We start from the raw sequence: 21,443 nt of genomic DNA, 5'->3' as shown, positions 1-21,443 counted from the left end.
TTCCCAATTTGGCTCGGCGAAGCAGTCAACAAGTAATACTTAACGCTAAAATCATAGCGCTGATAGAAAAGATATACTCGTAGATAGTTTTTCTATATTCAACACCAAACCTCTATATATAGCCATTCAGCTGCCTGCCACGCCCAACACCAGCGCAAATAGAATAGATCCTAAATACAATCGAATATTTATAAAAATATTAATGGTAATGAGAACGACCACAAACGCGCCATAGACATAAACATAAACATATCGTTAATATCCAACAACATGAAGGGCGAAAACATCAATTACTGACATAGGCTTAAGAGCACGTCACTAATGCGCCAGACACTCACCAAACTGTCATGCCTGCTGGAAAGTTCACTGCATATTAAATAATTTCGTAAAAAAGTATATCAAGTGATCGGGATGATATTTCGGAGGCTCTTGGGGCAGCTCGTCGTTGCTAGTCGCCATGTGTTGCGCTCAACTTAGTCGATTCAATCGCAAGATGCGCAGACTAATACATTCAGATCACTTATTAAGCCTTTGAGTTGGGCACTATCCAGCTGAAATCTACGTGCAATCCAACTGCTTTTGCGCATGGCGCTCGACCGCTGCTGCTATAGCATCAGGATTAAAGCCTCTAGCCGCCAAAAAACGGTACCATCTAGCCTTTTCCTGTAAATCACATCCTTGGTTTTTAAACTTTCGCTCTAATTGCGCCAAGGCTATATCCTGCCAACAAGTGTCAGCCTCGTACAAGCATGCCTCTATCAGCGCTGGTGGCACGCCCTTTTGACGAAGCTTCATGATTAACCAGTTTTCGCCCTTCCCTTGGCTAATACCATAGCGAATATAACTTTCCGTATAACGCTGATCATTTTGATAGCCAAACTCTTGAACCCGAGCTAACACACGCTCAACATGATGTTGCTGCTCGGTTTTTTCTAGCAACTTTCGCGTGAGTTCCGTTTCACTGTATTCACGTCGAGATAAAAGGCTTAACGCCGCGTCCATAATTTCTGCTTCCGTTTGTAACGGCGCCCGTGCAGATCTCATGTCAATATCCTCTTGTGCTCATTTTACGCAAAAAAAAGCCCCGCAGCTTTGACACTGCGGGGCGAGCTAACAACCTTATGATTCTTCCGTTTCTACAACACTATCTTCATCGCTTGAAGATTCAGCCTTCATCTTACCGCCCAACAACTCCGCTCTAACTTGTTGCTCTATTTCCGCTTGTATTGCTGGATTTTCTACTAAAAACTTACCAACATTACTCTTACCTTGGCCAATTTTATCGCCTTTATAACTGTACCAGGCGCCCGCCTTATCAATGAGCCCCAGCTTCACGCCAAAGTCGATAATTTCGCCCTGCAAGTTAATGCCTTGACCATATAAAATCTGAAACTCTGCCTGCTTAAACGGTGGCGCGACTTTATTTTTTACCACTTTAACGCGAGTCTCGTTGCCAATTACCTCATCGCCATCTTTAACCGCACCTGTGCGACGAATATCTAAACGGACAGAGGAGTAAAACTTGAGTGCGTTACCACCGGTGGTGGTTTCCGGGTTGCCAAACATCACACCAATTTTCATGCGAATTTGGTTAATAAAAATTGCTAGGCAGTTGGCATTTTTAATATTACCTGTGATTTTACGCAGCGCCTGAGACATCAAACGCGCCTGCAAACCAACATGATGATCGCCCATTTCACCTTCAATCTCAGCCTTCGGCGTAAGTGCGGCAACGGAATCTACCACGAGCACATCCACAGCACCGGAGCGCACCAGCATGTCGGCGACTTCCAAGGCTTGCTCACCAGTATCTGGCTGAGAGACGATAAGATCGTCAACGTTGACGCCCAGCTTCTCTGCATAAATAGGATCTAACGCGTGCTCCGCATCAATGAAGGCGCATACGCCTCCTTTCTTCTGAGCCTCGGCAATTACTTGCAAGGTCAAGGTGGTTTTACCGGAGGATTCAGGGCCGTATATTTCAACGATACGCCCCTTGGGTAAGCCGCCTATGCCCAAGGCAACATCCAAACCCAATGAACCGGTTGAGATAGATGGCATAGCGATGCGCTCGCGATCGCCCATACGCATCACGGTGCCCTTACCAAATTGACGTTCAATTTGAGCGAGCGCTGCCTGTAGGGCTTTGTCCTTGTTCTGATCCATGTTGATACCTTTGTAATTTTCTAATTGTACGTTGTCTGCTCATTGCTGAGCTTGTTAGCAAAAGGTGTTGGCTTAACCAATCTATGTTGAGTAGCTTAAGACAATTTAACTGTATGCGCAACCAGTACTATATGGTTATACAGTAAAATTTAGTAATTTCCTTAATTCGATCAAGGCAAAAGCAACTGCCTGCTCTCTTACCGACGCTCTATCGCCGCTAAATACGCGGTGCTGGGAGCGTATGCCTTGAGGGCCTGCCCAAGCGAACCAAACCATACCCACAGGCTTTTCTGCGCTACCGCCATCGGGACCGGCAATGCCCGTGGTGGCAAGCGCCCAGGTGGATGAGGCGTTAATTCTCGCGCCTTCCGCCATCTGCTCTGCCACTTGGTGGCTAACCGCACCATATGCCGCGAGAGTCGCTTCATCGACGCCTAGCAGCTCTATTTTGGCGCTATTAGCATAGGTAACAAAGCCATAACCAAACCACGCCGAAGCGCCGGCCACGGCGGTGAGTGCCTGCGCAACGCCGCCACCCGTGCACGACTCGGCAACGCTCAGGCTCGCCGATTGCGCTATGAGTTTATCCGCTATCTGCTGAACCAAGGGATCGTGACTGACTGTCATTAACTTCTCCTAAACAACGTTTATGGCCGAGGTAGATTTGCGTAGAATACCCCGCTTGATCCTGACAAGCACAATCAACATTATGAACCAAGCCGTCCAAGACCTCTCCAACGAAACGCCGATGATGCAACAATACTTACGCATTAAGGCCGAGCACCCCCACGAAATCGTGTTCTACCGGATGGGTGACTTCTACGAGTTGTTTTTCGACGACGCCAAGCTTGCCAGCGAGCTATTGGATCTGACGCTCACCGCGCGCGGCAAGTCCAACGGCGAACCCATCCCCATGGCAGGCATCCCCTTTCACTCGGCCGATGGCTACCTCGCACGACTGGTTAAACAAGGGGTGTCGATCGCCATTTGCGAACAAGTGGGCGATCCAGCCACCAGTAAAGGGCCGGTCGAGCGCAAAGTTATGCGTATCGTTACACCCGGCACGGTCAGCGACGAGGCGCTACTCGACGAGCGCCAAGACAACCTATTGGTCGCTGTGCACACCCAAAATGAAGAGTACGGTATTGCCAGCCTTGATATCGGTTCAGGCCGGTTCATGCTGTTAGAGGTCGCAGGCCTAGAAGCCCTAGCCGCCGAGCTGCAACGGTTAAATCCAGCCGAGCTCTTAGTGGCCGATGAATTAGTGGAGCTAGAGCTCTTCGCCAAGCGCCGAGGTTTGCGCCGCCGAGCGCCTTGGGAATTCGAGCTAGATACCGCACAGCGATTATTAAACCAACAGTTTGGCACCCAAGATCTCGATGGTTTTGGCTGCTCTCATCTGCGCCTAGCCCTATGCGCTGCTGGTTGCCTGCTTAGCTACGCGCGTGAAACCCAACGCACGGCTCTCCCTCACATCCGCACCCTCGCCTTTGAGAACCGCGACGAAGCTGTTGCCATGGATGCAGCAACCCGACGCAACCTCGAACTCGATACCAACCTCGGTGGCGGCGAAGAGAATACCCTGCTGTCGGTGATTAATACCGGTGTCACCGCCATGGGACGACGCTTGATGCGGCGTTGGGTCAACCGACCGCTACGCAATATAACCACACTACAGCAACGCCAAGATGCTATCAGTTGGCTGCTCGCCGACTACGCCTTTGAACCCATCCGCCAAAGCTTGAAAAATGTCGGCGATATGGAGCGTATTTTGGGGCGCTTAGCGCTGCGCTCTGCGCGGCCCCGAGATTTGAGCCGTTTACTTAGCTCGCTAGCCTGCTTCCCCCTATTACAACAGCAATTAGCCGAATCGAACACCGCGCGTATACGTAAGCTGGCCAATCTAGTCGGCGAATTTCCACAGCTGGTGGACCTACTAGGCCGCGCGCTGATCGAAAATCCACCGGTAGTCATTCGCGAGGGCGGCGTCATTGCCGAAGGCTTTGACCCAGAGCTAGACGAACTGCGGGCTATCAGCACCAATGCCGGCCAATTTTTAATCGATTTAGAAACACGGGAGAAAGAGCGCACCAAGCTTTCCACCCTGAAAGTGGGGTACAACCGAGTGCACGGCTATTTTATCGAGCTGAGCCGGGGCCAAGCCGATCAAGCACCGGCCGACTACATTCGCCGCCAAACACTAAAAAATGCCGAGCGCTTTATCACGCCAGAGCTAAAGCAATTCGAAGATAAAGCGCTTTCGGCCAAAAGCCGCGCCCTAAGTCGCGAAAAAGCACTTTATGAGGAACTACTAGAAACCCTTAACGAACACCTGCTGGCATTGCAGGATGCCAGCGCCGCGGTGTCTGAGCTGGATGTGTTAGCAAGCTTTGCCGAGCGCGCCGAGCACCTCAATTTTTGTAAGCCCTCACTCACCGAGGAGCCCGGTATTTACATAGAGAAAGGTCGCCATCCCGTGGTTGAGCAGGTTTCTAGCCAGCCATTCGTTGCCAACGATCTTACGTTATCGCGACAACGCCACATGCTCATCATTACCGGCCCCAATATGGGCGGTAAATCCACCTATATGCGCCAGACTGCACTCATCGTGCTGATGGCACAAATTGGCTGTTTCGTGCCCGCGGCACGCTGTGAGCTGGGCCTAACAGATCGGATTTTCACCCGTATCGGCTCGAGCGACGACCTCGCCAGCGGCCGCTCAACCTTCATGGTGGAGATGACCGAAACCGCCAATATTTTGCACAACGCCACACCACACAGCCTAGTCTTAATGGATGAAGTGGGTCGTGGCACCAGCACCTTCGATGGCCTCTCGCTGGCCTGGGCCGCGGCCATGCACTTAGGTCAAACGGTAAAGGCATTTACCCTATTTGCTACCCATTACTTTGAAATTACCGCGCTGCCGGAAACCCTCACCGGCGTTGCCAATGTGCATTTAACCGCCACAGAACATAACGATAACATCGTGTTTTTACACCATATTCAAGCTGGCCCTGCCAGCCAAAGCTACGGTCTTCAGGTCGCAAAACTAGCCGGAATTCCCGAGGCCGTATTAGCCATGGCGAGGCTACAATTACAGCAGTTAGAAGCCGGTAGCCATGGACAGATTATCGCGCCAAGCGATGCTGGTGTTATTCTAGAAAAGCAACTCACAAGGAAAAGCGAGCCGGTGCCAGATCCTTGGCAAGGCGAACTGTTCAGTGCACCGCCGCATCCCGTGGTGACAAAATTGGAGAAATTAGACCTAGACGAGCTAACACCGCGACAGGCACTAGATCTCCTATACGCGCTAAAACAGCAGATTTGAGTGGAGTTAGCCGCAAAAGATTAGAAACCTGCCAAAGGTTACGGTAGAATGCCGGCGAATTTTTCGTATTAAGACGGAGTGCAATAGATGACATTCGTAGTTGGTGATAACTGTATTAAATGTAAACACACCGATTGCGTGGAAGTGTGCCCCGTTGATTGTTTCTATGAAGGCCCTAACTTCCTCGTCATTCACCCAGATGAATGTATTGATTGCGCCCTGTGCGAACCTGAGTGCCCAGTGGGTGCCATCTTTTCCGAAGACGAACTACCGGAAGGTCAGGAAGTATTCTTAGAACTGAATGCTGAGTTGGCGCAAGTCTGGCCAAACATCACCGAGATGAAAGACGCCCCAGCGGATGCCGCCGAATGGGATGGCGTTGAGAATAAGTTGCAATATTTGGAGCGCTAAGCACGCGCGCGCCAATCTCCAGCTATAAAAAAACCGCGCTCGGCGCGGTTTTTTTATAGCTGGACCTTTAGCCTATTCGACGCCTTGAAACCACAACGCCCAACAAGCCCGCCAAGAATAAAATAAGGCTGCCAGGCTCAGGTACTTTGGCATTAAACATCACATCATCAACGGCATAAAAGTCACCGGAAAAAATGGCTCTAGCAATATTAACACCGCCAGTATCTGCCCCGACCCAATCATACACAGATCCACTACCAAAAATAGTTTCGATCAAGGTATTACTCGAGTCATATAACGACAACCAACTGGATGCGGAATCCACAAGATAGGCACCAAACTGGGTGACGTTAACGCCAGTGAAATCAAAAATCACACTGCCATCCCAGCTATTGTTCGGCTGACCAATATAGATTGGGTCCGAATAACTGCCACCTGTATCTTCAGCCGTTACAGTAGAAGCGGCGCCGCTCCCATTGTTTCCTAAGGTTCCCGATATGGTCAATCCGTAACCCGCATATTGATTAGAAACGACAGTGCCCGCAGCCAACTCATCAAAGTTTAAGAAAACACTACCAGCATCCATATCTGCCTGCTCTATCGAAATGCCATAAGCACCGGTTGAAAAAACGGCAACCGCAAGCACAGCTAACATCGATCTCATTTTCATAACAAATTCCCTCTAGTTTGAAATAGTGATACTACGAGGCCAGCTAAAGCAAGATGCGTCCCAACAACGAAAATTTGCCTTTAACTCAATCACTTAGCGTCTCACAGAGAAAAATGTACAACAATCACTAGGTGAAAATGTAAAGTATCTCGACGCAAAAACTTAATGCCTAAACTAGTACCAAATAACGAGATCGATTACCTAAATGCCCTTCAGAATCTACGTTGGATTATCAAAATATGCCTTAAACGTCGAATGGTTAATCTTGTAGCATATGCACGGTACTGGCCAAATTCTTTTGCTTGCTATCGATAAGTTTGAATTCATTCCAGCCAATTTTTACCACATCGCCATGATTTAAAATCACCTTGCCTTTAATTTTCTCGCCATTCACGCGCGTGCCGTTAGTGCTACCCAAATCTTCTAACACTATCTCTTGATACTCGGGAAAATCGGGGTTTTTCCTAATCGACACGACAGCATGGCGACCGCTGACCGCGCCATCATCTATTTGCACCCGATTATCGGCATGGCGACCAATGGTCAGTGGTGTTTTATCTAAGTCGAACTTGTTAACCACGACGTCATCAATTAATTGCGCTAACTGAGCCATATACACCTCGTCTAAATATTTGCAACAGATTCAAATTTTTCTTGGCTATTCAAAATCCCGCGCTAGCGATTTACGAATAGCTTCGGCCATTTCCCGAGCATTGGCAAAGCGGTCTTCTGGGTCCTTTTGCAATGCTTTATTGGTGATTCGCGTGGCACTCGGAGGTAATTCTGCCCTGTGCGTTCTTACGCTGGCGTGTTTACCTTGCAATATTTGATAGGTCAAATTAGCAAGGCTATCGCCGTCAAATGGTAGCTTACCGGTGAGTAGCTGGTACATAGTAACGCCCAAGCTATAAATATCTGCGGCTTCGCTCACCTTTACGCCCTTAAGTTGCTCGGGCGACATGTAGAGCGGACTACCCATAACGTCGCCAGTGCGTGTTTTGGAGTTATCCACCAAGCGCGCGATACCAAAGTCGCTAACCTTCATGCGGCCAGTTTCCGGGTCGTAGAGTAAATTACTGGGCTTAATATCGCGGTGAATAATTTGATGTTTATGCGCGTAAAATAATGCATCGGCGGCTTTGGCCATTAAGCCATATACTATCGGCACCGGTAGCAAACGCTTAGGATTGGTAAAATAATTCAATGCTTTACCAGGCACATAGTCCATCGCGATAAACGCTAAATCAGCTTCTTCTCCGGCATCAAAAACAGAAACGATATTTGGGTGACTTAATCGACCCGCCGCTTCAGCCTCTCTAAAAAAACGCGCTTTCAATTCTGGCAATTGACTCGGCTCGAAATGCTTATAGTGTAAAGTCTTTATCGCCACCATGCGGCTAATGCGTGGGTCTCGGCCAAGATAGACCACCCCCATTGCCCCACGGCCCAATTCTTTCTGTATTTCATAGCGGCCTAACACAGGTTTATTGATGATCTGCTCATCAATCACGAGCGTTGCATCCAAGCCCCCTGCTCCCTGACTACCCGACAACTCTTTCAGGCGTGTTAGACGGTTTTTAACATCAGAAAATTTTGGTGCCTTGATTAAAATATCGCGGTAAAGCTGTTCCGCTTGCTCATATCGGCGCTGCTTTTCGTAACTCTGTGCGATGTCGTAACTTGCTTGCAGCTGCCAGTTTTCTGGGCCGAACTGCATTAAATTATTCAAATGATTCTCCGCCTCAGCCAGTTTGCCGGAGCCTATTTGCTCGCGCACTATTTGCTGCCAACCCAAGCGCCAGCTTTGTCTTAGCCTTTCCAAAGGCCGAGAAAAACCTACCCCAATGAAACGTAGCATCACGGCGCACCAGATAAACATCAGCGCGGCACCCGTGGGTAACCACCATTGGTAATAGATATGCGCGGCAAGCTGCAATGCCACCAATGAAGTGGAGACTAAAACCAGACTCAGCACCAACACAGCCGAACCAGCGCGCAGCCAGATAGGTGCGCTGAACAAAGCCAGCAATAACACGCTAAGAGGCAGCCAAGCCCAAGCCCAATCAGGGCTTTTCGGGTAGTGATCGGCCAACAGCGTGTTCAACGCTGCCGCTGCTAACAATGCTTGAGCATTCGACTGAGGCGCAATCAACAAGAGATCAAATTCACTTAACCGACCAACTACATCGTTCATTGGTAAGACCACCGGCGCCAAACGCCAATCCACCGGAATCACACCGCGGGCATTAATAGATCGGCTCCACGAGCGCTCGGGAGCCTGCAGTCGGCCATCAGCCCATTGCAAAGCACCTAGGGCTTGGCTGTGCTGCGCCAATAGAAGCGGCGCCGTTATTAATGTTTGATGTTCGCCAATTTGGCCCCATAAACGCGCCTGACCAGGCGCACCAGCACCTAAAAACTCATAGTGCTGCCGCGCTGCTGGTAAATTTTGTAAGCCCTGCGGCGACTGATCGCTACCGGCCAACCACTGCAGCAAGCCGACATTCCAAGGCGACGCCGTCAACTGAAACCTCAGCGCTCGTCCGCCACCTTGATCCAACTGACCCCACGGCAAAAACCAAAAAATATCTGGGCTCTCAACAAAATCTTTCCACTGTTGTAATTCCTTCACCCTCGCTAGTAACAACTGGCGCTGCGCGAGTACAGTGTCGCTCTCATCTGCAGACAGTGCCGTCGCCAAAGCCGCAAAGTCATCTGGCTGCGTAAAGCCTGCAACACTAAAAGGTGAAGGTAAAAAGACATGAAAAGGCACACCCTTGCGGTGCAAATCGATGAGTTTTTCGGCCAACGGGTGATTTACGGGAAGGCGTGTGAAATCAGCCAGTAACGCATCGGGAATTTCCGCCAAACCAATCTTAACCGGCGCCGGCGGTGGCGCACTTAAGGAATAGCTGGCCGACAACAAGCGCTGATCCAACCACTGTAGAGGTTGTTGTAACCAGACCGGCCACTGCAACGCCATCACAAACCCGAGCGCAAGCAGAAGGTAGATGAGATCAACAGCGTTTAATTGGTTAAATATTCGCCTAAAAGGGCGCATGCGCAATGCCATTATCGATATTATTAGCTGGCAGTTTACCCTTATTTATCAGATGTGTAATAGACGCCTGGTATCCAGCTTTTCTTAATTCGCAAGGTGCGCTCCATGCCCTCGGCCAACTTTTCAATCCGGGTAAACTCGTGCAGACCTACGGTCAACCACTCACCCGTTACTAGGGTACCTGAAGCAACCTTTTTACCCTGATAAAGTACACCATTGGTACTGCCCAGATCTTTAAAGTGAAACACACCTTCGGCGTCCACCGTGATTTCGGCATGTAAACTCGACACAGTGGAATCTTCAAGCACAATATCGTTATCACTTTGGCGACCCACTAGCAGTGCGCCATCTACATGGTAGTGCGCCACAATTGCGCCATTTAGGCAATGCTGTAAAAACGCCATCTTAATCCTCACACATAAAAAAGGCCTGGTTACCCAAGCCTTCTCCGTATTATTCCCACTCAATCGTCGCTGGCGGTTTGCTCGATACGTCGTAGGCGACGCGAGAAACGCCGGAGATCTCGTTGATAATACGGTTCGACACGGTTTCCAACAACTCATAGGGCAAGTGCGCCCAGCGAGCCGTCATAAAATCGATGGTTTCCACGGCGCGTAGAGCAATCACCCACTCGTATCGACGACCATCGCCAACCACACCGACAGACTTGACCGGTAAGAATACCGCGAATGCTTGCGAGGTTTTGTGATACCAGTCAGCCTTATGCAATTCTTCTAAGAAAATAGCATCGGCTTCGCGCAAAATATCAGCATACTCTTTTTTCACTTCACCCAAAATGCGCACGCCCAAACCTGGACCTGGGAATGGGTGACGGTAAACCATGTCGTAAGGCAGACCTAACTCTAGGCCTATTTTACGCACTTCATCTTTAAACAGTTCGCGCAGTGGCTCGACTAGCTCGAACGCCATGTCATCGGGTAAACCGCCCACATTGTGGTGTGACTTAATAACATGGGCCTTACCGGTTTTACTGGCCGCAGACTCGATCACATCGGGGTATATGGTGCCCTGCGCCAGCCACTTAATGCCTTTGAGCTTAGTGGCCTCCTGATCGAACACATCAATAAAGGTATTGCCGATAATCTTGCGCTTTTTCTCTGGGTCGTTTTCACCCGCCAAACGCGATAAAAACTGTGTTTCTTCATTAGCGCGAATAACTTTGACACCCATGTTTTTCGCAAACATGTCCATCACTTGATCGCCTTCGTTTTTGCGCAACAACCCATTGTCGACAAAGACACAGGTGAGCTGGCTGCCGATGGCCTTGTGCAACAGCGCTGCAACCACAGATGAGTCCACACCGCCGGACAAACCCAGTAACACGTTGTCGCTACCCACTTGTTCGCGCACGCGGTTAATCGCATCTTCAACAATATTGGCCGGCGTCCACAGCGCTTTGCAGCCACACAACTCCAATACAAAGTGTTCGAATATGCGGCGGCCCTGCAGGGTATGGGTCACCTCGGGATGGAACTGCACACCAAAAAAGTCTTTTTCCTCGCAGTACATACCGGCGATGGGGCAAGAAGGCGTTGACGCCATCAAGGTAAAGTTGGCTGGCATGCTGGTTACTTTATCGCCGTGGCTCATCCACACATCGAGTAAGCCAGCGCCATCTACAGCGAGATGATCTTTAATATCGTGCAATAGCGCACTTGTACCTTCGACCTTCACCTGCGCATAACCAAATTCACGCACATCGCTGGTAGAAACTTTACCGCCCAGCTGCTCGGCCATGGTTTGCATACCGTAGCAAATACCAAGCACTGGAATCCCAAGCTCGAAAACGGCTGCATCGGCGCGTGGTGATTCACCCTCGGTTACAGATTCAGGACCGCCGGATAATATAATACCCTTGGGATCAAACTCGCGAATTTCGGCTTCGGTCATGTCGAAGGCGCGCACTTCGGAATAAACACCAATTTCCCGAATACGGCGGGCGATGAGTTGGGTGTATTGAGACCCAAAATCGAGAATTAAAATACGTTGGGCGTGAATATCTTGGCTCATGAGGGCTCGCAACTTTTTACTAACGAAACTGACAAAAGAGAGAGGTTTTTCTCTCCCCCGAAAACAAAAGTGACCGGCCTTGGCCGATCACTGTCTTATCAAGCGTGCAACTTAACGACCACCAACAGGGTAGTTAGGTGCTTCTTTGGTTATGCTCACATCGTGCACATGGCTCTCGCCCATACCGGCGCTGGTAACCCGTACAAATTCGGGTTTCGTGCGCATGGTCTGCATATCAATCGAGCCGGTGTAGCCCATGGCAGAGCGCAAGCCGCCCATCATTTGGTGCACGATGGCAGACAGCGGCCCCTTGTAAGGCACGCGCCCCTCAATACCCTCTGGCACTAGTTTTTCAGTGCCTTGACTAGCATCTTGAAAGTAGCGATCAGACGAGCCTTGGGTTCTCGCCATGGCACCGAGGGAACCCATACCGCGATAAGATTTATAGGTTCGGCCTTGGTACAGCTCAACCTCGCCCGGCGCTTCTTCAGTACCGGCGAACATAGAACCCATCATTAAACAATGGGCACCTGCAACAACGGCTTTGGAGATATCGCCAGAGTAGCGAATACCACCGTCGGCGATAACAGGAATATCGGTATCTTTCAGCGCTTCTACCACGCCGGCGATAGCAGAGATTTGTGGCACACCAACACCGGTTACAATACGCGTGGTGCAAATAGAACCAGGGCCAATACCGACTTTAACCCCGTCGGCACCGGCTTCAACCAACGCCAACGCTGCAGCGCCAGTGGCGATGTTTCCGCCAATAACCTGAATATCAGGGTAAAGGGTTTTTATACGCTTAACTCTGTCTAGAACATTCTTTGAGTGGCCGTGTGCGGTATCCACAACGAGCACATCCACACCGGCTTCAATCAGCGCTTTAACACGATCGTCGGTATCGGGGCTGGTGCCAACCGAGGCGCCAACGCGCAAGCGGCCCGCTGGGTCTTTACAAGCACTCGGGAAGTTTTCAGCTTTGCTAATATCTTTAACGGTAATCAAGCCGCGCAACTCGAACTTATCGTTCACCACCAACACTTTTTCAATGCGGTGTTTATGCAACAGTCCACGCACAATTTCAGGCGCTTCGCCTTCTTTAACGGTCACCAGCTGATCTTTCGGCGTCATGATAGAGGCTACCTTAGCCGCCATATTGGTTTCGAAGCGCACATCGCGACCCGTCACAATACCCACCAAGTCGCCATTATCTAATACCGGCACACCCGAGATATTGTTGGCGCGCGTCAGTGCCACCAACTCGGCAATGGTAGCATTGCTGTCGATAGTAATCGGATCTTGAACAACGCCGGCCTCAAACTTCTTCACTTTGCGCACTTCGAGCGCCTGCTGCTCAATGGACATGCTCTTGTGAATAATGCCAATACCGCCCTCTTGCGCCATCGCTATCGCCAAGCGAGACTCGGTGACAGTATCCATAGCCGCTGATACCAGCGGAATATTGAGCTGAATGCCACGGGTTAATTGGGTCTTGAGCGACACGTCTTTAGCGGTAATATCCGAATAGCCGGGTACCAATAAAACATCGTCGAATGTCAGTGCTTCTTGTGCAATTCGCAACATAGTTTGCAATCAACCTAGTAAATAGAAGGTTTAGAAGGTAAACGGTCGATTATAACGATTTGAACCTATTGGGTAAACTGGACGTCTCTCTTTTTCAACGTATCTGAGGCTATCGCTTGCCTATAACAGCCATATTACAGCGCCTATGGCTGCAGATTACTGCTCGCACCGGCCCAATTGCTTGGGTATAGTCAGCTTTTTGCCGCCGCTCGAGAGCCATGACTGCTGCCACTGCCGATAAAAAGCTTTACACCGTAAGCCAGTTGAACCGACAGGCGAGACAGCTGTTAGAGACGCACCTTTCCCTGCTCTGGGTGGAAGGTGAAATCAGTAACTACACGCGTCCGGCCTCAGGCCACAGCTATTTCACGTTAAAGGACAGTGGCGCACAAATTCGCTGCGCCATGTTTAAAAACCGCAGCCAATATCTACGTATTCAACCCAAGAACGGCGCCAAGGTACTTATTCGTGGTCGCGTTAGCTTATACGAGGGACGAGGTGACTATCAGCTCATCGCCGAGCACATGGAAGATGCCGGCCTTGGTGCTTTGCAACGCGCCTTTGAAGAGTTAAAGGAGCGCCTCGCACTCGAAGGTTTATTTGAGCCACGCAATAAGAAAGAAATTCCACTGCCTGCCAAGCATATCGCCATCATCACCTCGGGCACGGGGGCCGCACTTAGAGATATTCTGGCGGTGTTCAAACGCCGTTGGGCGGGTCAACCCTTAACCCTCATACCAGTACCGGTACAAGGCGCTGACGCGGCGCCCGCCATCGTTAAAGCCATTGAACTGGCCAACCAACAAACGCAGTTTGACGTTATTTTGCTCGCCCGAGGCGGCGGCTCGCTCGAAGACCTGTGGAGCTTCAACGAAGAAACTGTGGCGCGCGCTATTGCCAATAGCCGACTGCCCATCGTCTGCGGCGTAGGCCATGAAACCGACACCACCATCGCCGACTACTGCGCCGACCTAAGAGCGCCCACGCCGTCGGCAGCGGCGGAATTACTGTCGCCCGATGCCAGCGATTGGCAGGAAAGTTTTACTGGCTTTTCCTATCTGCTTGAAGAGGCCATGGAGCGAAAGCTTAAACACCTGGCCCAAAGAACCGACTTTTATTCGCACCGGCTTAACCGCTGCGAACCCAAGTTGGTACCCGTATTGGAGCAGGTAAATCGCGCTCAGCGTCAGCTGCACCTAGCCCTAAACAATGCCGTAAGTCGAGCCCAGATAAAAGCCGAATACCTCACCAGCCAGCTTCAGCAGCTACATCCCGTGCGGCAACTACAAAGTAAAAAAATCCATTTCCTGCAGATTGAAAAGCGTTTACACAACCAAGATCCCGCTCGGCAAATTCAGCAGGCAAAAGATCGAGTCAGCTTCGCTTTACAGCAACTCACGGCCAAGCTGCAACAGCAGCTCGAAAGCCAGCAACATAGTTTACATTTACACATGCAAAGCCTACACAACCTTAGCCCCTTACAAACGCTGGAGCGCGGCTACGCGCTAGTTACCAATGATAGAGCTCAAGTCATCACCAAAGCGTCGCAGTTAAAAGCCGGAGAAACCGTGCGTGCGCGTTTACACGAGGGCGAATTCAGCGCCACTGTAGAAACCACCAACGGTTAATCTTCCCCCGCACTGCTCGATTAAAACTTGCAGCCACCTGCCGCCCTCTTTAAACTGCCAGCTCTTGTCGGGGCGCCCTGCTCCGCAATCTATAATTTGAAGCAGTTCAAATAAAGGCTGCTTCAAATTATAGATTCAAATGTTTGCTGTGCAGGGCTGAGATCAGTTCGCTGAACCCGTAGAACCTGATCAGGTTAACACCTGCGTAGGAAACAAGAGATGCCCGCCATTAGACATCTTTGTATTTCTGCGCCCATGTTTATTAACAGGCAGCGCACGTGACACTCACTCGAACAGCTCAACCACGCATTGCAATCCTCGGCGCAGGCCTATTAGGCAGGCTGTTAGCGTGGCGCTTGCTCTTAGAAGGCTACAAAGTCTATTTAATTGAAGCCGCCGGTTTCACAAACTCGCGCGCGGCAGCCTTCACTGCCGCCGGCATGATATCACCGCTGAGCGAGCTCGCCACCAGTGAAAAACATATCTATGACTTAGGCATAAAATCTCTTGCCTTATGGCCCCTTTGGTTGAAGACACTTACCGCAAAGCGTGCACTTTTTTTTGCCAAAGGCAGCATCGCCCTAGCCCACCCACAAGACCAAATAGAACTCGAACAATTTTACCGAGACATAAGTTACAAACTACGCGGCGAGAGTTTCGCGGCAGAATGGTTAAACGCCGCTCAACTAAAGGCGTTGGAACCGCTGTTAAGTCATTTTAATCGGGCGATTTACTTGCCGAATGAAGCCCATATAGATAATCGACATTTGTTGTCGCGACTACTAACCGCCATTAAAGATCATGGTGGCATTTGTATTGATAATTGCCCCATTAACATGATTGACGATGAAATATGTGAGCAATCAACGATAAGACTTCAGCAGCACAATATCGCCAACAGTTTTGATTACCTGATTGATTGTCGAGGGATAGGCGCCAAAACATCTTTAAATGCACTGCGCGGCGTGCGCGGTGAAGTGCTCTGGGTCGAAACTAAAGACGTTACGTTTCAGCGCCCCATTCGATTAATGCACCCACGTTACAAACTCTATGCCGTACCAAAGCCTCATCAGCAGTTTATTATTGGTGCCACAGAGATTGAAAGTGAAGATATTAGCGCCATTAGCCTGCAATCAACATTGGAGCTGTCGAGCGCGCTCTACACACTGCATCCGGCGTTTGCAGAGGCGCGCGTCATTGAAACGGACACCAACCTTCGACCCGCTTATCCGAACAACCAACCGCACATAATTCAAACCAATAAACACATGAGTATTAATGGTTTGTACCGACACGGTTTTCTACTGGCGCCCGCCTTAGTGGCTGAGTCCATACAGAGAATCAACGCGCAATTTACACCCCATTAATATTCCAATCACTACCAAAGCGAGGGCGCCTTATGCAAGAGTTCATGATTGTTCATCTCAATGGCGATCAAAAGTCAGTTGAAACTAATATCAGTGTCAACGCTGCATTAGATAGCTGGCAGTTGAATCATGGTAAATTTTCGCTCGCTATCAATAATGAATTTTTACCGCGCTCCCAGTACTCAAATTATCAACTCAAACCCGGCGATTATATTGACCTACTGACACCAGTGGCAGGAGGTTAACATGGACAAACTTCACGCGTTAACGCAGCTCAAATACGCGCCTACATTACAATTGTATGGCGAGTCGTTTAACAGCCGGTTTCTCATAGGCTCGGCGCTGTATCCATCTCCGGCCATCATGAAAGATGCCGTGACAGCGAGCGGCGCGAGCCTCGTCACGCTGAGTTTACGCCGACAAGACCCCGCGAATCGCCAAGGTGAAGCTTTCTGGCAGGAAATACAATCTTTAGGCTGCCAACTACTACCTAACACAGCGGGCTGCAAGACAGCAGAAGAAGCGATTAACCTAGCGGAAATGTGTCGCGAAATTTTCGACACAGATTGGATAAAACTCGAGGTTATCGGCGACGATTACAATTTGCAGCCCGATCCTTTCGAGCTGGTAAAAGCCGCCGCCGAGCTTATTAAGCGGGGTTTTAAGGTTTTACCCTATAGTACCGACGATCTTATTCTTTGCTTACGGTTAAGAGATGCGGGCTGCGAGGCCGTTATGCCGTGGGGGTCTCCCATCGGCACGGGGCTGGGGCTAATGAACAATTACGCGTTGAGAACCCTGCGCGAACGGCTGCCCGATACCCCGTTGATCATCGACGCCGGCCTCGGCGCCCCTTCAGATGCCACGCAGGCTATGGAGCTAGGCTTTGATGGCGTGCTATTAAACACCGCCGTGGCAAAGGCGCTCAACCCAGTGGCCATGGCATCGGCCTTCAAACTCGCCATAGAGTCAGGCCGCTTAGCCTATCAAGCTGGCTTAATGTTACCGCGTCAAAATGCGAGTCCTTCCACATCGCCTATTGGCCAACCGTTTTGGCATCACAAGTAAACTTCGGCTAGGGGCGGCTTTGTGGTATAAGGCAGTCTAAAATAACCAGCCGGCCACCTATCAAGTGCAAGGAGTCAAACGACCCAATGGACAGTAGCCTAATCATCATTGCCGCCTTCGCCTTCGGCTTTATCGCTCGGCAAATTGGCCAGCCGCCACTGGTTGGCTACCTTATCGCAGGCTTCGGGCTAGGGCTCGCTGGTTTTGAATCCTCAAAAACCATCGAGTTTATTTCCGATACTGGCATAGCCTTAATGCTGTTCATCATCGGACTAAAACTTGACTTAAAGAGCCTATTGAAACCCGAGATCTATCGTTCTACCGTCGAGCATACAGTGTCTTATGGTGCGATCACCTTCGGCTTTTTGTTATTTATCGGCGCTCTTGGCCTGCCTTTAGTTTCCGATATCAATTGGCAGCAAGCGGCATTAATCGCCTTCGCTCTCAGCTTCAGCTCTACTGTATGCGCGGTTGCTATGCTGGAAGAGCGGGGTGAATTTCGCGTCCGTCACGGTCAACTCGCCATTGGCATTCTAATTGTCCAAGATATTGTTGCGGTTTTATTTTTAACCGCCTCCACCGGAAAAATCCCCAGCCTGTGGGCACTCTTGCTACCGCTGCTTTTCTTTGCTCGACCTCTGTTCAGCTACGTCATCAAAGCCAGCGGACACGATGAAATACTCATTCTTGCAGGCATCATACTCACCGCCCTCGGCGGCACTTTGTTCGAACTTGTTGGCATGAAAGCCGATCTCGGTGCGTTAATTTTCGGCATGCTCATTAGCGGCGACAAAAAAGCGGGCGAGCTGGCAAAAAGCATGATCAGCTTTAAGGATATCTTCCTAATCGGCTTTTTCCTTAATATAGGCCTCGCCGCTGAGCCCACATTAACCATGTTAGGTATCGCTCTGGTGCTTTGCCTGTTACTACCGCTTAAAGCGGCGGCATTTTTCTTCCTGCTTACTCGCTTTAAAATGCGCGCGCGAACGGCCATGTTAGCGAGCTTAGCGCTGACCCAATACAGTGAATTTGGTTTGATAGTCGCCGCGCTAAGTTTAAAGCTCGGCTGGCTCTCGGAAAGTTGGATGGCAACCCTCGCCATCGCAGTCTCAATATCCTTTGTCTTATCCACATTGATTAACGGCAGATCCCATCAGCTTTACGCGAAATATAAGGACGTATTAAAACGCTTCGAGACAGATCTCGATACCGATGATGATCCCCAGTGCCCAGCGAAAAATGTGGAAGTACTTATCGTCGGTATGGGCCGCGTGGGTTCCGGAGCCTACGACACCATACAGAATCAATACAACCTACGGGTTTGCGGCGTCGATACCGACAAATCAAAAATGGCTGCGCACAAGACGGCTGGGCGAAAAGTTGTTTACGGTGATGCCGAAGATGCCGACTTCTGGGAAGGTCTTCAATCGACACGCTACAAACTCGTCATGTTCACTATGCCATCGCTGTCCGAAATGGTGGATGCGGTGGAGCAGCTTCGCCACTCCGGCTACAAAGGCAAAGTCGCAGCCGTTGCAAAATATGAAGACGAGCGCGCAGCCATGAAAGCCGCCGGTGCCGATGTTGTTTTCAATTACTACGCTGAAGCCGGTGCGGGTTTTGCAGAGCACACACTTTCAAACCTGCTAGACGTATTGCCGCAGAAACCTGCTGCAGCGGTTTAAATGTTTGGAAAGAAAAGATTGAGTTAACAGGACACAGCTGACAGGAAGGACGGCAGGCGGCTCAGCTGTAAGCCGGATTGCTGGCCCTACAATCTACAAAAGTTTCGAGCGACTTATTTATCGTCGCAAGTAAAAAAAGCCCAATCGTGCTTACGATTGGGCTTTTGCACTTCTGGCCTGCCGTTTTTTTTAACATGGTTCACGGATAAATCCTTACACCACAGTCTTCGCGGTAAAACTTCGATAAACCCTCAAGGTGATCCGCTGCTACGGCAGGAATCACCAGCAGCTAGGTGTGTTCCTCCCCGATATCAATACTGGCACGCCTTCACATGGGGGCGGAGCTGCGCGTTGAGGTTGCGAACAGCAACCTGCGCTGCGGGGCGCGGCCAGCTGCGGGGCAGCCATCCGCTTGTCGGCCGGACCGCCGGTCCGACGCCTCGGCGAGCGGCCCCAATCCACAGGGAGGTGGCGGTGCAGTGAAGGGCAGGAAGCCCGAGAACTGCCACAAATAAAAAGAGGGGTGGTGCGGCACTCCGATTACCCTTGTGAGAGCGCACAAAGCAAAACGCCCTGCAGGATATCCTACAGGGCGTTTTTAGTTAGATGCTTGACAATGTCCTACTCTCACATGGGGAAACCCCACACTACCATCGGCGCTAATTCGTTTCACTACTGAGTTCGGGATGGGATCAGGTGGTTCCAAATCGCTATGGTCGTCAAGCAAACTGGTATGGGTGAATGGCTCCGTCTGCAAAGCATTGCTTTGCGGGGTCATGAACGGCCAGCCATGGAGGGCTGGACTGGGCTCAAGTACCATGGACGGTTACTTGCGATTCACTCCAAATAGGGCGATAAATGCCTTTGTCATCTTTCAATCACAAAGTCGTCGTAATAATAACTGTAGATGCTGAGTCTCTTTGTTACATAAATCTGATTCATTTGTCGTTCTGGTTTCTCAGACATAACTTCAGATCGTTCTCAAATCACTTTATTTCATTTCTAAAAAATAACGTCAACACAATCGTTTCTGTTATATGGTCAAGCCTCACGAGCAATTAGTATTGGTTAGCTCAACGCCTCACAGCGCTTCCACACCCAACCTATCAACGTCGTAGTCTTCAACGGCTCTTTAGGGGACTTAAAGTCCCAGGGAGATCTAATCTTGAAGGAGGCTTCCCGCTTAGATGCTTTCAGCGGTTATCCCGTCCGAACGTAGCTACCGGGCAATGCCATTGGCATGACAACCCGAACACCAGAGGTTCGTTCATTCCGGTCCTCTCGTACTAGGAACAACTCTTCTCAAATCTCCAACGCCCACGGCAGATAGGGACCGAACTGTCTCACGACGTTCTAAACCCAGCTCGCGTACCACTTTAAATGGCGAACAGCCATACCCTTGGGACCGGCTTCAGCCCCAGGATGTGATGAGCCGACATCGAGGTGCCAAACACCGCCGTCGATGTGAACTCTTGGGCGGTATCAGCCTGTTATCCCCGGAGTACCTTTTATCCGTTGAGCGATGGCCCTTCCATACAGAACCACCGGATCACTATGACCTACTTTCGTACCTGCTCGACGTGTCAGTCTCGCAGTCAAGCTGGCTTGTGCCATTACACTAACCTCCTGATTTCCGACCAGGATTAGCCAACCTTCGTGCTCCTCCGTTACTCTTTGGGAGGAGACCGCCCCAGTCAAACTGCCCACCATGCACTGTCCGCAATCCCGATTAGGGACCTACGTTAGAACCTCAAACATACCAGGGTGGTATTTCAAGGACGGCTCCATCGAAACTAGCGTCTCGACTTCAAAGCCTCCCACCTATCCTACACAAATAGGTTCAAAGTTCAGTGCAAAGCTACAGTAAAGGTTCACGGGGTCTTTCCGTCTAGCCGCGGGTACACTGCATCTTAACAGCGATTTCAATTTCACTGAGTCTCGGGTGGAGACAGCTCCGCCATCATTACGCCATTCGTGCAGGTCGGAACTTACCCGACAAGGAATTTCGCTACCTTAGGACCGTTATAGTTACGGCCGCCGTTTACTGGGGCTTCGATCAAGAGCTTCGCTTACGCTAACCCCATCAATTAACCTTCCAGCACCGGGCAGGCGTCACACCCTATACGTCCACTTACGTGTTTGCAGAGTGCTGTGTTTTTAATAAACAGTTGCAGCGGACTGGTTACTTCGACCACCGACAGCTTACGGAGTAAATCCTTCACCGTCAGTGGCGTACCTTCTCCCGAAGTTACGGTACTATTTTGCCTAGTTCCTTCACCCGAGTTCTCTCAAGCGCCTTGGTATTCTCTACCTGATCACCTGTGTCGGTTTACAGTACGGTTCTTTGTTACCTGAAGCTTAGAAGCTTTTCTTGGAAGCATGGCATCAACCACTTCGCTCAATAAATTGAGCTCGTCATCAGTTCTCAGCCTTAGGGGACC

At 50.3% G+C, this 21,443-nt stretch carries 16 protein-coding genes, 2 rRNA genes and 1 riboswitch (1 of these 19 running past the window's edge); of the genes, 7 read left to right on the top strand and 11 right to left on the bottom strand.

What is annotated here, in order from left to right; translation table 11 throughout:
• Positions 1-558: 558 nt before the first annotated feature.
• From ACGHTT_RS06640 to ACGHTT_RS06630, 3 genes are all read right to left on the bottom strand, one after another.
• Positions 559-1,044, bottom strand: coding sequence for a regulatory protein RecX (locus ACGHTT_RS06640; protein WP_390594277.1), 486 nt, complete (start codon positions 1,042-1,044; stop codon positions 559-561).
• Positions 1,045-1,119: 75 nt separating this feature from the next.
• On the bottom strand, positions 1,120-2,166 hold the full coding sequence (gene recA / locus ACGHTT_RS06635) for a recombinase RecA (protein WP_290262126.1): 1,047 nt from the start codon (positions 2,164-2,166) through the stop codon (positions 1,120-1,122).
• 135 nt (positions 2,167-2,301) lie between these two features.
• A complete protein-coding gene (locus ACGHTT_RS06630; protein ID WP_390594275.1) occupies positions 2,302-2,793 on the bottom strand; it encodes a CinA family protein in 492 nt (163 codons plus the stop codon).
• An 82-nt stretch (positions 2,794-2,875) separates the two neighbouring features.
• On the opposite strand from ACGHTT_RS06630, the gene mutS reads away from it, so the two are divergent.
• Together mutS and fdxA are read left to right on the top strand one after the other, a co-directional pair.
• Positions 2,876-5,494 (top strand): DNA mismatch repair protein MutS, encoded by a 2,619-nt coding sequence (gene mutS, locus ACGHTT_RS06625; RefSeq protein WP_390594273.1) that lies wholly within the window; start codon positions 2,876-2,878, stop codon positions 5,492-5,494.
• Positions 5,495-5,581: 87 nt separating this feature from the next.
• On the top strand, positions 5,582-5,905 hold the full coding sequence (gene fdxA, locus ACGHTT_RS06620; RefSeq protein ID WP_290262120.1) for a ferredoxin FdxA: 324 nt from the start codon (positions 5,582-5,584) through the stop codon (positions 5,903-5,905).
• Positions 5,906-5,972: 67 nt separating this feature from the next.
• On the opposite strand, the gene ACGHTT_RS06615 is transcribed toward fdxA, so the two are convergent.
• The 6 genes from ACGHTT_RS06615 to guaB form a co-directional block, all read right to left on the bottom strand.
• A complete protein-coding gene (locus ACGHTT_RS06615) occupies positions 5,973-6,575 on the bottom strand; it encodes a PEP-CTERM sorting domain-containing protein (protein ID WP_390594272.1) in 603 nt (200 codons plus the stop codon).
• A gap of 259 nt (positions 6,576-6,834) precedes the next feature.
• Positions 6,835-7,188 (bottom strand): FHA domain-containing protein, encoded by a 354-nt coding sequence (locus tag ACGHTT_RS06610; protein ID WP_390594270.1) that lies wholly within the window; start codon positions 7,186-7,188, stop codon positions 6,835-6,837.
• A gap of 45 nt (positions 7,189-7,233) precedes the next feature.
• Positions 7,234-9,636 (bottom strand): protein kinase domain-containing protein, encoded by a 2,403-nt coding sequence (locus ACGHTT_RS06605; RefSeq protein WP_390594269.1) that lies wholly within the window; start codon positions 9,634-9,636, stop codon positions 7,234-7,236.
• A gap of 41 nt (positions 9,637-9,677) precedes the next feature.
• Positions 9,678-10,040 carry an FHA domain-containing protein gene (locus tag ACGHTT_RS06600; RefSeq protein ID WP_390594268.1) on the bottom strand — a complete coding sequence of 121 codons (363 nt, stop codon included), beginning with the start codon at positions 10,038-10,040 and terminating at the stop codon, positions 9,678-9,680.
• A 49-nt stretch (positions 10,041-10,089) separates the two neighbouring features.
• Positions 10,090-11,667, bottom strand: coding sequence for a glutamine-hydrolyzing GMP synthase (guaA, locus tag ACGHTT_RS06595; protein WP_390594267.1), 1,578 nt, complete (start codon positions 11,665-11,667; stop codon positions 10,090-10,092).
• 111 nt (positions 11,668-11,778) lie between these two features.
• Complete coding sequence (gene guaB / locus ACGHTT_RS06590; RefSeq protein WP_290262105.1) at positions 11,779-13,254, bottom strand: IMP dehydrogenase; 1,476 nt, start codon at positions 13,252-13,254, stop codon at positions 11,779-11,781.
• Between the two features lie 218 nt (positions 13,255-13,472).
• Between guaB and xseA the strand changes: the two genes are divergently transcribed.
• The 5 genes from xseA (at position 13,473) to ACGHTT_RS06565 (ending at position 19,002) form a co-directional block, all read left to right on the top strand.
• Positions 13,473-14,882, top strand: coding sequence for an exodeoxyribonuclease VII large subunit (gene xseA, locus ACGHTT_RS06585; RefSeq protein ID WP_390594264.1), 1,410 nt, complete (start codon positions 13,473-13,475; stop codon positions 14,880-14,882).
• A 58-nt stretch (positions 14,883-14,940) separates the two neighbouring features.
• A riboswitch (TPP riboswitch) is annotated at positions 14,941-15,111 on the top strand.
• 49 nt (positions 15,112-15,160) lie between these two features.
• Positions 15,161-16,249 carry a glycine oxidase ThiO gene (gene thiO / locus ACGHTT_RS06580; protein WP_390594263.1) on the top strand — a complete coding sequence of 363 codons (1,089 nt, stop codon included), beginning with the start codon at positions 15,161-15,163 and terminating at the stop codon, positions 16,247-16,249.
• A gap of 32 nt (positions 16,250-16,281) precedes the next feature.
• Complete coding sequence (gene thiS / locus ACGHTT_RS06575; protein ID WP_390594262.1) at positions 16,282-16,494, top strand: sulfur carrier protein ThiS; 213 nt, start codon at positions 16,282-16,284, stop codon at positions 16,492-16,494.
• Position 16,495: 1 nt separating this feature from the next.
• Positions 16,496-17,317 carry a thiazole synthase gene (locus tag ACGHTT_RS06570; RefSeq protein ID WP_390594261.1) on the top strand — a complete coding sequence of 274 codons (822 nt, stop codon included), beginning with the start codon at positions 16,496-16,498 and terminating at the stop codon, positions 17,315-17,317.
• Positions 17,318-17,403: 86 nt separating this feature from the next.
• Positions 17,404-19,002, top strand: a complete 1,599-nt coding sequence (locus ACGHTT_RS06565; protein ID WP_390594260.1) for a cation:proton antiporter — start codon at positions 17,404-17,406, stop codon at positions 19,000-19,002.
• Positions 19,003-19,610: 608 nt separating this feature from the next.
• Here the strand turns inward: ACGHTT_RS06565 and rrf are convergent.
• A 5S ribosomal RNA gene (rrf, locus tag ACGHTT_RS06560) occupies positions 19,611-19,726 on the bottom strand.
• A 313-nt stretch (positions 19,727-20,039) separates the two neighbouring features.
• A 23S ribosomal RNA gene (locus ACGHTT_RS06555) occupies positions 20,040-21,443 on the bottom strand (it continues 1,483 nt past the right edge of the window).

The sequence above is a fragment of the Simiduia litorea genome (assembly GCF_042853465.1).
GTDB classification, from domain to species: Bacteria; Pseudomonadota; Gammaproteobacteria; order Pseudomonadales; family Cellvibrionaceae; genus Simiduia; species Simiduia litorea.
The sequence above is the reverse complement of the archived record's forward strand: the minus strand, read 5'-3'. Positions and strand labels throughout refer to the sequence as shown.

Bases quoted from the DNA above. Each gene is read 5' to 3' on its own strand.
- xseA (WP_390594264.1), top strand. From the start codon at position 13,473: ATGACTGCTGCCACTGCCGATAAAAAGCTTTACACCGTAAGCCAGTTG.
- fdxA (WP_290262120.1), top strand. From the start codon at position 5,582: ATGACATTCGTAGTTGGTGATAACTGTATTAAATGTAAACACACCGAT.
- ACGHTT_RS06565 (WP_390594260.1), top strand. From the start codon at position 17,404: ATGGACAGTAGCCTAATCATCATTGCCGCCTTCGCCTTCGGCTTTATC.
- ACGHTT_RS06615 (WP_390594272.1), bottom strand. From the start codon at position 6,575: ATGAAAATGAGATCGATGTTAGCTGTGCTTGCGGTTGCCGTTTTTTCA.
- thiS (WP_390594262.1), top strand. From the start codon at position 16,282: ATGCAAGAGTTCATGATTGTTCATCTCAATGGCGATCAAAAGTCAGTT.
- ACGHTT_RS06600 (WP_390594268.1), bottom strand. From the start codon at position 10,040: ATGGCGTTTTTACAGCATTGCCTAAATGGCGCAATTGTGGCGCACTAC.
- recA (WP_290262126.1), bottom strand. From the start codon at position 2,166: ATGGATCAGAACAAGGACAAAGCCCTACAGGCAGCGCTCGCTCAAATT.
- ACGHTT_RS06640 (WP_390594277.1), bottom strand. From the start codon at position 1,044: ATGAGATCTGCACGGGCGCCGTTACAAACGGAAGCAGAAATTATGGAC.
- mutS (WP_390594273.1), top strand. From the start codon at position 2,876: ATGAACCAAGCCGTCCAAGACCTCTCCAACGAAACGCCGATGATGCAA.
- ACGHTT_RS06570 (WP_390594261.1), top strand. From the start codon at position 16,496: ATGGACAAACTTCACGCGTTAACGCAGCTCAAATACGCGCCTACATTA.
- ACGHTT_RS06605 (WP_390594269.1), bottom strand. From the start codon at position 9,636: ATGCGCCCTTTTAGGCGAATATTTAACCAATTAAACGCTGTTGATCTC.
- guaA (WP_390594267.1), bottom strand. From the start codon at position 11,667: ATGAGCCAAGATATTCACGCCCAACGTATTTTAATTCTCGATTTTGGG.
- guaB (WP_290262105.1), bottom strand. From the start codon at position 13,254: ATGTTGCGAATTGCACAAGAAGCACTGACATTCGACGATGTTTTATTG.
- ACGHTT_RS06630 (WP_390594275.1), bottom strand. From the start codon at position 2,793: ATGACAGTCAGTCACGATCCCTTGGTTCAGCAGATAGCGGATAAACTC.
- ACGHTT_RS06610 (WP_390594270.1), bottom strand. From the start codon at position 7,188: ATGGCTCAGTTAGCGCAATTAATTGATGACGTCGTGGTTAACAAGTTC.